A 12,201-nucleotide genomic window follows, 5' to 3' on the forward strand; every position below is an offset into this window, starting at 1 on the left:
ACATGTTGTGGCAAAACAGATAAAGTTTTATGTGGCGAAAGATATGACTGTCACCAGACTTACAATGAGAAATATGTGGCCGTGACAGTTACAATAATATAACATGAGAGGCATATATTTATGAACGAATGTTTAAGATCCCATTATTATGACGAGGACGAGATGCACGAGGAGTGCGGAGTCTTCGGTATCTATGATTTCGATGGAAATGATGTGGCGAACACGATCTACTATGGTTTGTTTGCATTGCAGCACCGTGGGCAGGAGAGCTGCGGTATAGCGGTGTCAGACACTGCCGGTCCTAAGGGCAAGGTCAGCTCCTTAAAGGGCATGGGCCTTGTGAATGAGGTGTACACGACTGATTCACTGAGCAAGCTAAAGGGAAATATCGGTGTGGGTCATGTGAGATATTCTACAGCCGGTGCCAGCACTATAGAGAATGCACAGCCACTGGTTCTCAATTATGTAAAGGGAACTCTGGGACTTGCCCATAATGGCAATCTGGTAAATGCTCCTGAGCTTAGACGTGAGCTGGAGCTCACAGGAGCTATATTCCAGACTACAATTGATTCTGAGGTAATAGCTTACCATATAGCCAGAGAGAGAGTTAAGTGCGGTTCCGTTGAGGAGGCTGTCACAAGAGCTCTCAAGAAAGTAAGGGGATCATATTCACTTGTTATCATGAGCCCTAGAAAGCTTATCGGAGCCAGAGACCCATTTGGCTTCAGACCGCTTTGTATAGGAAAGCGTGATAACGCATACATACTGGCATCTGAGAGCTGCGCTCTCGATACCATAGGGGCTGAATTTGTCAGGGATGTGGAGCCTGGAGAGGTTGTAACCATATCACCTGAGTACGGAATCCAGTCGTACAAGAACATGTGCCAGGAGCAGCATGCAAGATGTATATTTGAGTATATATACTTTGCGAGACTTGATTCAGTCATAGATGGAATGTCTGTGTACGATTCGCGTATCACAGCCGGAAGATGCCTTGCAAAGGACAGCCCGGTTGACGCTGATGTGGTAGTTGGCGTTCCTGAATCGGGAAATGCGGCGGCTATGGGTTACTCACTTGAATCGGGTATTCCATATGGAACGGCATTTGTCAAGAATGGATATGTGGGAAGAACATTCATAAAGCCACAGCAGAGCCAGAGAGAGTCCAGCGTGCGTGTCAAGCTGAACGTCCTTAAGGAGGCTGTAAATGGCAAGCGTGTCATAATGATAGATGACTCTATAGTTCGTGGAACTACGAGTGACAGAATAGTTGGCATGCTCAGGGAGGCAGGAGCGACTGAGGTCCATGTAAGGATCAGTTCACCTCCATTCCTGTATCCATGCTACTTTGGAACTGACATTCCGGACAGAGAGCAGCTCATAGCATACAACAGGTCTGTGGATGATATATGCAAGATCATAGGTGCCGATTCTCTGGCGTACCTGAAGATGGAGAGGCTTCCGGAGCTCTCAGGCGGAAGACAGTACTGCCATGGATGCTTCAGCGGCCAATATCCTATGAAACCGCCTACAGAGGACATCAGAGGCGACCACGAGAATTTCAAGAGAGGATCGGAGTCTCATATTATATCATGAGGAGGGGCCCGCGTAAGCGGGAGGAGTCCTGGTGATAGCGCACGAAAGTGCGCACTTGTCGCAAGACAAAAATTGTGAAAATTCGGAATCATATCAGCGGAAAAAGCGGATATTGATTCCGAATTTCTGGTTTATGCAAAAAAAGCATGGAAATAATCTGAAACCCATGTATAATAGTTGTGTGATAAGATATAAAAGCATTTGTCAGCTGGCAAATGCGGGAGACTACAGGAAGAAAGAGGTAAAGACATGAGTAAGGACAAGTACGAAAGCCCACTGTGTGAAAGATACGCTAGTAAGGAAATGCAGTATATTTTCTCACCTGATATGAAGTTTAAGACATGGAGAAAGCTGTGGATAGCTCTTGCTGAGACAGAGAAGGAGCTTGGTCTCAAGGACGAGAACGGCAATCCAAGAATCACAGATGAGCAGATCGAGGAGCTCAAGGCTCACGCTGATGACATCAACTACGATGTTGCCAGAGAGAGAGAAAAGCTGGTTCGTCACGACGTAATGAGCCACGTATATGCATACGGTGTTCAGTGCCCTAAGGCAGCTGGAATAATCCACCTTGGAGCAACAAGCTGCTATGTAGGCGATAACACAGACGTTATCATTATGACAGAGGCATTAAAGCTTGTCAGAAAGAAACTCATCAATGTTATAAATGAGCTGGCAAAGTTCGCAGATCAGTACAAGGATCTTCCAACTCTTGCATTTACACATTTCCAGCCTGCACAGCCAACGACAGTCGGCAAGCGTGCAACACTCTGGATGCAGGAGCTGCTCCTTGACCTCTCTGATATAGAGTACATGATCAGCCAGCAGAAGCTTCTCGGATCAAAGGGAACAACAGGAACACAGGCAAGTTTCCTTGAGCTCTTCGGAGGAGATCACGAGACAGTGAGAAAGATAGATGGAAAGATCGCTGAGAAGATGGGATTTGCTGAGTGCTATCCTGTATCAGGCCAGACATATTCAAGAAAGGTCGACTCAAGAGTTCTTAACGTGCTCTCAGGCATCGCACAGAGCGCACACAAGTTCTCAAATGATATCAGACTTCTCCAGCACTTAAAGCAGATAGAGGAGCCATTTGAGAAGAACCAGATCGGTTCATCGGCTATGGCATACAAGAGAAATCCAATGAGAAGTGAGAGAATCGCATCACTTGCCAATTATGTAATGTGTGACGCGCTCAATCCTGCTATCACAGCCGCAACACAGTGGTTTGAGAGAACACTTGATGACTCAGCAAATAAGCGTATCTCAGTTCCAGAGGCATTCCTTGCAGTTGATGGAATCCTTGATCTGTACCTGAACGTTGTTGATGGTCTTGTGGTATATGACAAGGTTATCTACCAGTGCTTTATGAAGGAGATTCCATTCATGGCAACAGAGAATATCATGATGGATGCTGTTAAGCGTGGCGGCAACCGTCAGGAGCTTCATGAGAAGATCAGAGAGTACTCAATGCTTGCAGGCGAGCAGGTCAAGAAGTACGGAAGAGAGAATGACCTCGTTGACCGTATCGCAGCAGACCCTGACTTTGGTATGACAAAGGAGGAGATCGTATCTATCCTTGAGCCAAAGAACTTCGTAGGTCGTGCTCCTGAGCAGACAAGAGAGTTCCTTGCAGAGGTCATTCAGCCTATCCTCGATGAGAACAAGGATATCCTCGGCGTTACTGCGGAGATCAATGTATAAAGATCTGAATTAAAATGTATATAGAGTAAATAAGGCGCTGGCGCATTTGAGATGGTGGTATGTCCGTTTAATATTTGATATATCCCAGAGCTTATGTGCTGGCGCTTTTTGAATTCATGTACAATTTTGAATGGAACTTTGGCATGGGATGTGACAGGAACTAGGGATACATCGAAATGTCTGGATATAGATCCGGATACGTTATATGAATTGGAAAATGTAAAAGATAAAATAGCGTAACATAAATTGGTATACAGTAAACTATAAATAGCTGGTGTATGGACGAAACGTCTGTGCGCCATTTTTTTTGTGCAGACAACAATACAGAGTTTGTATATGCACAGGATTTGGGTGGCTGGCGGGGCAACTATGAAAAAACTGATCAGCGTGATATAATGAGCATTGTGACGACAGGCGATAGGATATAATAAGCTAATAGTGTAGGCATCAGCGGTAAAATTGATTCCATTAGGTATAAAAGATATATACATGGTTAAAGCTCGATGTATTTATGAAATATAAGGGGATATATTATTATGATGAAACTGACAAAGGAAGAACAGCACAGGCAGTGCATAAAAGAGATCAAAGCGACGCTGCTTGTGGTATTTATATGTTTTTTATGGCATGTGCTAACCGCGTTTCTGCTAAATGGCACCGGGTGGACGGTGTTCCATATGCCGGCGTGGTTTGTGGTCTCGGTGCTTGGAACAGTGGTGCTTGCGGTAATCGGTGTATTCTGGCTGCTTAAGTTTGTGTTCGTAGATTTCCAATATGAAGAGGATGAGAGTGAGGGTGAAAATGAACAGTAATCAGATATTGATCTTATCGGTTTTTCTCGGATATTTGTTATTCAATATTGTGGTGAGCTTTGTCTACAGCAGAAGGGCGGAGAAAAGTCTGCACACAACGTCCGAGAAGAAGTATTTCATAGGCGGAAGAAATATGAACGGAATCGTCCTAGCCATGACGATCATGGCGACATACACTTCCGCAAGTTCATTTATATCAGGGCCGGGTGCAGCGGGGCTTACATATGGATATGCACAGGCGTGGATAGCTGCTATCCAGGTCCCGGTCACATTTCTGGTGCTCGGTGTGCTTGGAAATAAGCTGGCGATAGTGTCCAGACGAACGGGCGCTGTGACAGTGGTGGGCTACTTCAAGGCGAGATACAAGAGCGATGCGCTGGTAGTCATCACGAGCATTGGACTTATAGTTTTCTTCATAGCACAGATGATAAGCCAGTTTACGGGAGGGGCCACACTTATAGCATCCATAACGGGAATGGATCATGTGAGTTCACTTTTGATATTTGGCACAGTCGTGATATTGTACACAGCTATTGGCGGATTCAGTGCGGTTGTTATAACTGACACGATTCAGGGAATAGTAATGTGTATCGGAACATTCCTGTTTATATTCTTTGTCTTAAGGAGCGGGGGTGGTCTTGCCGCGATAGATGCCGGTCTTCAGACAAATCTGCCAGAGGTGTACGATGACATTTTCTCAAAATACACGCCAGGAGGGCTGCTCAGCTATTGGGTGCTTGTGGGCTTTGGAACGCTGGGGCTTCCCCAGACTGCTGTGCGCGCCATGGGATTTAAGGATACGAAGAGCATGCACAGAGCGATGTGGATCGGAGTTCTCACATGCGGCTTTGTGATCGTGGGAATGCATCTTGCAGGAACATGGGCTGGCGCACTTGTCGATACGGACAATCTTCCAACTTCGGATTATTTTATACCATATATAGTACAGAAGATCATGCCGCCTGGAATAGCAGCGATATTCCTCGCAGCGCCGATGGCAGCAGTCATGTCGACAGCGGATTCGCTCCTCATACTTGCCACAGCAGCTATAGTGAAGGATCTGTGGAAGAATTACGTGGTGGGGGATGATCCGGTGAAAAATGAGAAATACGACAAGAATGTCAAGCTGGTGAGCACGATACTTACGATGTTGCTCGGCGTGGTGGTGATGGTTCTCACGATCAATCCGCCGGATATAATTTTCATGCTCAACATGTTTGCATTTGGCGGACTTGAATGCACATTCTTCTGGCCCCTTGTGGGAGGCCTGTTCTGGAAGAAGGGAACTAAGCAGGCGGCGGTGTGCAGCAGCGTAGGTGCGATCGCGACATATATATTTGCAACGTATTTTATCAAGATCGCCGGGATAAATGCGGTCGTGTGGGGACTGATGGTAGGTGCGGTGCTGTACTTTGGAATTGGATTTGTAACGGGAAGAAAAGGACTTGATCCGGATATTCTGGACAAGTGCTTTTGATATGTGCGCAGGATGTATGAACATGAAAATAGAGTTGAAAGGTAAAACTAAGCATGAATGAGATAAACGACAACAAAAAAGCTATGTCCGAGGATGTGAAACAGGCGCTGATAAGGTTTAACAAGGACAACATCTATGTCCAGAACCTGAAGATAGAGCTGGTCGATATGAGCATTGGATATGTGAAGGGCAAGATGATGGTCACAGAGGATGTCCTGAATCCATATGGTTCTGTGCATGGTGGATGCCTGTACTCACTTGCGGATATAGTGAGCGGGATCGCAGCATGTACCTACGGAAAGTTTTCTTCAACTATAGATGGAACCATGACATATATAGCTCCGGCTATGAACACGGAGTATCTCATCTGTGAGGGAATCGAGATCCGCCAGGGCAAGAAGGTGTCACTGTACGAGGCAAATATTTACGATGACAAGGGACAGCTTGTAGACAAGGCAAGGTTCTCATTCTACATGATGAACCGTTCTGTTGTGGAATAGATGGGAGATGTAAGGAAAGGTGAAATATACAAATGTTATCTCAGGCAAGTTCGTAGACAGGCCAAACAGGTTCACAGCCCATGTGGAGATAGACGGAGTTACAGAGACCGTGCACGTAAAGAACACAGGGAGGCTTAGCAGTTTGCTGATACCGGGGAACACGGTCAGCCTTGAGAAGTCTGCAAATCCAAACCGCAAGACGAAATACGATCTCATAGCGGTGGAGGATCCAAAGCTTGGCTGGGTGAACGTGGACAGTCAGGTGCCAAATAAGGTGGTTTTGGAATGGCTTAAAACAAAGGATTATGACTTTATAAAGCCAGAGTATGTATACGGGGATTCAAGGATTGATTTCTATATGGAAAAGGATGGCATGAAGTATCTCATGGAGGTCAAGGGCTGTACGCAGGAGATTGATGGGATAGGATATTTCCCGGATGCACCCACCGACAGGGGAGTCAGGCATTTGCGGGAGCTGATGAAGGCGGTCTCCGAGGGATATAAATGTTATGTGGCATTTGTCATTCCAATGACAGGGATAACTGAGGTCAGACCAAATGCGGAAATACACAGGAAGTTCGCGGAGACTTTCTATGAGGCGAAGGCTGCCGGTGTGGAGGTGTTAAATCTCACATGCCGGGTTACACGGGATGAGCTGGAGATAGTGGAGCGTTGGATTCCAGATCGTGAATGAGAATGATGAGAAATATATAATGGTTTGCAGGCTGTCGTAGATGGTAAGTGATTTAGAAGATATAAGTAGCTTTGATGAGAAATATGTGATAAAAAATAGATGAAATTATATCAAGACATAATTGTCAGGTGGAAAAAACGTCATTTCCTCACTTTTTGACGTGTTTTCTCGGAGGTATTTGTATGATAATCAGCAGCGAAAGGAGAAAACAGAAATGATTGACCAAGTAAAGATTGGAAATTTCTTAAGGAAGTTAAGAAAAGAGAAAGGTATGACTCAGGAAGAAATAGCAACAAAGTTTGGAGTATCTTCCAGAAGTGTTTCACGCTGGGAAAATGGAAACACAATGCCGGATTTGGCAATCCTTGTTGAATTGGCTGATTATTATGATGTAGATATCAGGGAAATAATTGATGGTGAGAGGAAAAGTGAGAATATGGAAAAAGAGACAAAAGAAACTTTATTGAAAATTGCTGATTACGCGGACAAGCAGAAGAGGCAGGCCGTCTTTAGAGCGGTGCTGTTCTTTGTTATAGAAATATTATGTTTTGGATTCACAATTGCCGCTGTAATATTTAGAAGTAAAGAAAATATTAGTGCTGGATTTGTTGTGGTTCCGTTGTTTATGACAGTGGTATGTTCAATTGCGTTGATAATAAATGCAAGGGGATATGTATGGAACATTCAGAGGAAATAAGTTGATTTAGGAGATGTCATGGAGATAAAAAAGATTGATGAAGAATTTTCAGTGTGTCAGGTGGAAGCTTATACATATGCTAATCTCGATTCTGAGTATTGTTTTATAGGAAAAACTGATGAGGAAAAGTCTCTGGTATGCCCGGTGAGTGAAGTGCCGTCAAATGTTATAAAGCGTGATGACGGCTGGAGGGCCTTTCGCATTCAGGGAGTACTGGATTTTTCTTTGATCGGGATTTTGGCTAAGATCGCATCTGTTCTGGCGGATAACGGAATTTCGATATTTGCAGTATCCACATATAATACGGATTATGTTATGGTGAAGAAGGAGAATTTTCAAGATGCACTTGAAGTTCTGGCGGCAGCAGGGTATGAAATTGTGGATTGAGAGTTGATAAACCGAAACTTAAAACCGGGATGAGAATCAGGGAGATACAATTATGAATATTCCTCACAATAGTTTAATGGAGAAAATCAAAGAACTTGTGCGCTTATGCGAACAGATTGCATCTGATTATGGTGACGATGCTTCATGGTTCAAACAACCTGCATCAGATGAAATGATTTCTAATTGGGAAAATAAACACAATGTTTTTATTCCTGAAACATATAAAGAATGGTTAAGTTTCACGAATGAAGCACAAATTAGAAACTCATTGGCACATTTTTATGGGCCGGACAAGTTTGTTATGAACTCTGGAGACTTACCAGAAGACTTGATTGTAATTGCAGATTTAATAGGTGATGGTGAACAATTATGTTTTTCAAAAATAACAAGGGATTTTGTTTGGGTTGACCATGGTGAGTTAGAAATAATAGATGATTTTGGTGCTGTTTTAAGTGAAATAATTAGAATGCTTAAGCCCCAAAGCTGCTTATCTCCTAAAATGGAAGAATTATTAATGAATATGGTTAAAAAAAATAATTGCTAGGATAAAAAGGAATGTATATGGATTATGATTTATTACAAAAAATATACAATATCAAGTCATTTGTAGGATATACAGATGAGGAGATAAAAGAGCTGAGAGCGGGATTTGAGAGCATCCCACATACGCTATATGAGATATGGAAGAAATGTGGTAAAACAAGCGAGTTGTTTAATTATAGCAATGATCCCTGGGTTACTCTTGATTTTCAGCGCAGGTATAAATGGACAAGGAAGACAAAAGGATATTTTTATATCTTGAATGAGAATCAAGGTGTATATCAGGTCGCGATCAGAAGGGCTGATATGGCTGAGGATGATCCACCTGTGTATGTCGTGGAAACGGATGACGATGGCACGGTCAACGAGATCGGCCAGGCTGAAAATAGTTTGTCTGCATTTATGATGGGAATGTTGATATATGAGGCGGCAATATCCTGTTTTGAGTTTTGCGCAGAGGATATTATCTGGTATGATGATGGTGATGTTGAAAAGATAGATGGGATATTAAATAAATATCTGTATCATGTTTATAACTGGTATTCTGACAGAATCGATTTATACACGAAAACTGATGAAGAAATCTTGTTTGTTATGCAGGGAGATTCTCCGAATGGCACATATTCAGCACGGACAGAAACGGCATATCAGGAGATTGACAGACTGATAGGGGGTATTGGGGAAAGATAAGGAGCAGATTATGGTAGAGATACTATTTGGAGAAAGCTCGGCAGGCTCCATGAAAGCGGCAAAATGCGAGAATGTGGAATATAAGAATGGTCAGCCACTGTGGATACAGGGTTCTTCTGACGAGGTGATCTGCCTTGGTTTCATGCTGGACATGGGCTACATCGGCGAGGTAGTTGACAGTCAGTACCGCAAGGATTTTATCTACTCAATGTATGCTAAGAACCAGTGGGAGCAGGACGAGGAATATGACAATGAACTTAAGAAACTTGGTGATGTGTATGCTGGGGAACTGGTAAGGCTTATAAGATTTCTTGAGGGTGGTGAGCCGGTAAGAATATGGTACAGTGACGCTCCATATTCAAGGTGTGGATTTTATCATGTATGCAGCATCCTGAAGAACTATCCAAATGAAGTGACTGTTGTCACGCAGCCAGAGCATGTTGTGAAGAAAAACGTCATAGTGTCGTATCATAGCTGGAACGAGGTGGCGGCGGAGGAATTCGCTGGGTTCCTCGGAAATGAGAGGAAACTCACATCAGATGAGATAAGAATGTATGCGGAGATGTGGGGCGAGCTTGTCCTTGAAAATGCACCGCTCAGGGCTGTGGTAAACGGAACTGTGCTCAGTGTGTCAGAGGATTTCTACGATTTTATTATTTGGAACAGGCTGACTGAAAAGCCTGTTAAGGAGTGCAGGCTGATCGGAGATATTCTAGGACAGGTTCCGATTGGAATCGGCGACTGGTGGTATGCGGCGAGGATAGAACATTTCATCAGGCAGGGCAAGATAAAGGTTGTGGAGGATTCGGAGAAAAAGTATGCACGTTTGATAAAAGGGTATTTGTAGAATGGAGACTGAGAATAGCGTGGATAAAGAAAAATACAAAGCATGTATTGATGATATAGAGGTCGCAAAAACTGAAATAAAAAATATGAAATTATACCCAGAGGATGTTGTTGCAGACTTTTACTGTATACCATCACATAACCATCAGGCATATTATGCCATGCTTAGTTGCACAGATGATAACTACAGGTTGACATATATAAAAACTCAAGTATATTTTCCGGGGCATAAAAATCCAATAAAAATGTATCCGTTTGCTCTGTGCAAAAAAGCAGAAAAGCATCCCGGAAAACAAGGACAATTTATGATCGGGGTAAAGAAGGTTGCTGAATCAGAAGTAGCTGTGCTGATGGATATGTTGGGGGATCTCCCTATGACACATATTTTTCAGGAAGATGGTTTATATCTTGATGGAGTAGTACAGGGGATAAGGGCCTTTGGAGATAACCCCAAGGCGGTCTCAAAGGAAGTATTTTATCGCGATGCGGCAAAAATAAATGGTTTGTCAACCAAATAAAGAGAGTTCTTTGAGAATTTCTATCTTAAAATAGAAGAAATTATAGAGGGTAGGGAATAAAAGATATTACGTGTTGGACATTATAATAAATGGAGTGTTGAGGGCTAGATGCCAGCAGTCTGGATAATGTTCAAATATATAGTGGCTTTTCCTCTCGGGTCATGTTAGAATCACATGTATATGCAAATAAATGTGGAAGGAAAGATTACGGGGATTAGTTCCAGGTAAAATATGGTGAAGGTATATGGAAGATATGAAGAATGGTAAGCGAAGTTCATTTTCGGGCAAGCTGGGGTACGTGCTGGCGGCGGCAGGTGCATCTGTGGGCCTTGGAAATATATGGAGATTTCCTTATCTTGCAGCAAAGTACGGCGGGGGAATTTTCCTCATAATATACATCGTGCTTGCACTTACATTTGGTTATACTATGATAGTTGCGGAGACGGCGATCGGACGAATGACGAGAAAGAGTCCGGTTGGAGCATTCAAATCATTTGGAAAGAAGAAATGGCTGTCGTTTGGCGGCTGGATAAATGCTGTTATCCCCGTGCTTATAGTGCCGTACTATTCGGTTATCGGCGGCTGGGTCATCAAATATCTGGTGGAGTATTTCAGAGGAAATGCAAAGCAGCTGGCTGAGGATGGATATTTCACCGATTTCATATCAAATGGTGTGTCAACGGAGCTGTGTTTCATGGCATTCTGTGCATTTACACTTATCATTATATTTGCCGGTGTGCAGAACGGAATAGAGAGGGTGTCAAAGATCATGATGCCTATACTGATCGTTCTGTCAGTCATCATTGCGGTATATTCCGTGACAAGACCGGGTGCACTTGCAGGAGTAAAATACTTCCTTGTGCCAAATGTGAAGAACTTCTCGTGGATGACAGTGGTTTCTGCCATGGGGCAGATGTTCTACTCGCTTTCCATTGCCATGGGAATACTCATAACATTTGGCTCTTACATGAAGAAAGATACGGCGATAGAGGATTCTACCAGAAATGTAGAGGTATTCGACACTGGTATAGCGATCATGGCGGGACTTATGATAATCCCGGCGGTATTTGCATTCTCTGGGGGAGATCCGAATACCCTTCAGGCCGGACCATCACTGATGTTTATCACTATTCCAAAGGTATTCCAGAACATGGGATTTGGAACTGTCATAGGAATCGTGTTCTTCCTGCTCGTACTATTTGCTGCGGTCACAAGCTCCATAGCACTTACTGAGAGTGCAGTGTCAACATTTGAGGATGAGCTTGGATGGGGAAGAAAGAAGGCAACGGTGCTTGTGGGAGTTATCATGCTTGCACTTGGAAGTCTGTCATCCCTTGGCTACGGTCCGCTGGCAGGAATCAAGATCATAGGCATGCAGTTCCTTGACCTGTTCGACTTCCTCACCAATTCGGTGATGATGCCTATAGCGGCACTCCTCACAAGCCTGCTTGTGTCAAGGGTAGTTGGAATAGATAAGATAGAGGATGAGATAATTCACGGCGAGAGTGCCTTCAGGAGAAAGAAGGTATTTGTAGTCATGATCAAATATCTCTGCCCTGTATTTGCCATCATTATCCTGCTCAGCTCTGTTGCAAATGCACTTGGCTGGATAAAGATGTAGAATTATTATAAAAGGGAATGAGGTTCTCCTCTGGAAAACCTGAATGGGCAACCTAAACTGCTAATATAGCTGATGACTTCTACGATTATTTTTGTCGCAGAAGTGTCAGCTTTTTTGTT

General features: G+C 43.5%; 14 protein-coding genes and 1 riboswitch. All 14 genes read left to right on the top strand.

Annotated features, from left to right (window positions below):
- Positions 1–120 precede the first annotated feature (120 nt).
- The 14 genes from purF (at position 121) to NQ536_RS03780 (ending at position 12,082) form a co-directional block, all read left to right on the top strand.
- Entirely contained in the window at positions 121–1,596 is a 1,476-nt protein-coding gene (purF, locus tag NQ536_RS03715) for an amidophosphoribosyltransferase (protein WP_004849634.1), read from the top strand.
- 249 nt (positions 1,597–1,845) lie between these two features.
- Complete coding sequence (gene purB, locus NQ536_RS03720; RefSeq protein ID WP_004849638.1) at positions 1,846–3,300, top strand: adenylosuccinate lyase; 1,455 nt, start codon at positions 1,846–1,848, stop codon at positions 3,298–3,300.
- A gap of 108 nt (positions 3,301–3,408) precedes the next feature.
- A complete protein-coding gene (locus tag NQ536_RS03725) occupies positions 3,409–3,540 on the top strand; it encodes a hypothetical protein (protein WP_259806202.1) in 132 nt (43 codons plus the stop codon).
- A 296-nt stretch (positions 3,541–3,836) separates the two neighbouring features.
- Positions 3,837–4,112: a YhdT family protein gene (locus tag NQ536_RS03730; RefSeq protein WP_004849642.1), complete on the top strand. Its 276-nt coding sequence runs from the start codon at positions 3,837–3,839 to the stop codon at positions 4,110–4,112.
- Positions 4,102–5,589: a sodium/pantothenate symporter gene (gene panF / locus NQ536_RS03735; protein WP_004849643.1), complete on the top strand. Its 1,488-nt coding sequence runs from the start codon at positions 4,102–4,104 to the stop codon at positions 5,587–5,589. Before NQ536_RS03730 ends, panF begins: the two co-directional genes overlap by 11 nt.
- A 53-nt stretch (positions 5,590–5,642) precedes the next feature.
- Positions 5,643–6,089, top strand: a complete 447-nt coding sequence (locus NQ536_RS03740) for a PaaI family thioesterase (RefSeq protein ID WP_004849646.1) — start codon at positions 5,643–5,645, stop codon at positions 6,087–6,089.
- 19 nt (positions 6,090–6,108) lie between these two features.
- Positions 6,109–6,783, top strand: a complete 675-nt coding sequence (sfsA, locus tag NQ536_RS03745) for a DNA/RNA nuclease SfsA (RefSeq protein ID WP_004849647.1) — start codon at positions 6,109–6,111, stop codon at positions 6,781–6,783.
- Positions 6,784–6,997: 214 nt separating this feature from the next.
- Entirely contained in the window at positions 6,998–7,480 is a 483-nt protein-coding gene (locus tag NQ536_RS03750; protein WP_252203850.1) for a helix-turn-helix domain-containing protein, read from the top strand.
- Between the two features lie 18 nt (positions 7,481–7,498).
- A complete protein-coding gene (locus NQ536_RS03755; RefSeq protein ID WP_004849653.1) occupies positions 7,499–7,867 on the top strand; it encodes an ACT domain-containing protein in 369 nt (122 codons plus the stop codon).
- Between the two features lie 76 nt (positions 7,868–7,943).
- Positions 7,944–8,411, top strand: coding sequence for an SMI1/KNR4 family protein (locus tag NQ536_RS03760; protein ID WP_155803776.1), 468 nt, complete (start codon positions 7,944–7,946; stop codon positions 8,409–8,411).
- A gap of 17 nt (positions 8,412–8,428) precedes the next feature.
- Positions 8,429–9,097 (top strand): hypothetical protein, encoded by a 669-nt coding sequence (locus NQ536_RS03765; protein WP_155803777.1) that lies wholly within the window; start codon positions 8,429–8,431, stop codon positions 9,095–9,097.
- Positions 9,084–9,944 carry a DUF3658 domain-containing protein gene (locus NQ536_RS03770; protein WP_004849660.1) on the top strand — a complete coding sequence of 287 codons (861 nt, stop codon included), beginning with the start codon at positions 9,084–9,086 and terminating at the stop codon, positions 9,942–9,944. Before NQ536_RS03765 ends, NQ536_RS03770 begins: the two co-directional genes overlap by 14 nt.
- 1 nt (position 9,945) lies before the next feature.
- The gene (locus NQ536_RS03775) at positions 9,946–10,461 is read left to right on the top strand and encodes a hypothetical protein (RefSeq protein WP_004849663.1); all 516 of its coding nucleotides are present in this window, start codon (positions 9,946–9,948) and stop codon (positions 10,459–10,461) included.
- A 244-nt stretch (positions 10,462–10,705) separates the two neighbouring features.
- Positions 10,706–12,082: a sodium-dependent transporter gene (locus tag NQ536_RS03780; protein WP_004849664.1), complete on the top strand. Its 1,377-nt coding sequence runs from the start codon at positions 10,706–10,708 to the stop codon at positions 12,080–12,082.
- Positions 12,083–12,086: 4 nt separating this feature from the next.
- Positions 12,087–12,171, top strand: a riboswitch (Fluoride riboswitch).
- Positions 12,172–12,201: the final 30 nt, after the last annotated feature.

Source organism: Coprococcus eutactus (assembly GCF_025149915.1).
GTDB classification, from domain to species: Bacteria; Bacillota; Clostridia; order Lachnospirales; family Lachnospiraceae; genus Coprococcus; species Coprococcus eutactus.

Excerpts from the sequence above, each read along its gene's own strand:
- purF (WP_004849634.1), top strand. The coding sequence starts at position 121 with ATGAACGAATGTTTAAGATCCCATTATTATGACGAGGACGAGATGCAC.
- purB (WP_004849638.1), top strand. The coding sequence starts at position 1,846 with ATGAGTAAGGACAAGTACGAAAGCCCACTGTGTGAAAGATACGCTAGT.
- NQ536_RS03730 (WP_004849642.1), top strand. The coding sequence starts at position 3,837 with ATGATGAAACTGACAAAGGAAGAACAGCACAGGCAGTGCATAAAAGAG.
- panF (WP_004849643.1), top strand. The coding sequence starts at position 4,102 with ATGAACAGTAATCAGATATTGATCTTATCGGTTTTTCTCGGATATTTG.
- NQ536_RS03740 (WP_004849646.1), top strand. The coding sequence starts at position 5,643 with ATGAATGAGATAAACGACAACAAAAAAGCTATGTCCGAGGATGTGAAA.
- NQ536_RS03750 (WP_252203850.1), top strand. The coding sequence starts at position 6,998 with ATGATTGACCAAGTAAAGATTGGAAATTTCTTAAGGAAGTTAAGAAAA.
- NQ536_RS03755 (WP_004849653.1), top strand. The coding sequence starts at position 7,499 with ATGGAGATAAAAAAGATTGATGAAGAATTTTCAGTGTGTCAGGTGGAA.
- NQ536_RS03760 (WP_155803776.1), top strand. The coding sequence starts at position 7,944 with ATGGAGAAAATCAAAGAACTTGTGCGCTTATGCGAACAGATTGCATCT.
- NQ536_RS03765 (WP_155803777.1), top strand. The coding sequence starts at position 8,429 with ATGGATTATGATTTATTACAAAAAATATACAATATCAAGTCATTTGTA.
- NQ536_RS03775 (WP_004849663.1), top strand. The coding sequence starts at position 9,946 with ATGGAGACTGAGAATAGCGTGGATAAAGAAAAATACAAAGCATGTATT.
- NQ536_RS03780 (WP_004849664.1), top strand. The coding sequence starts at position 10,706 with ATGGAAGATATGAAGAATGGTAAGCGAAGTTCATTTTCGGGCAAGCTG.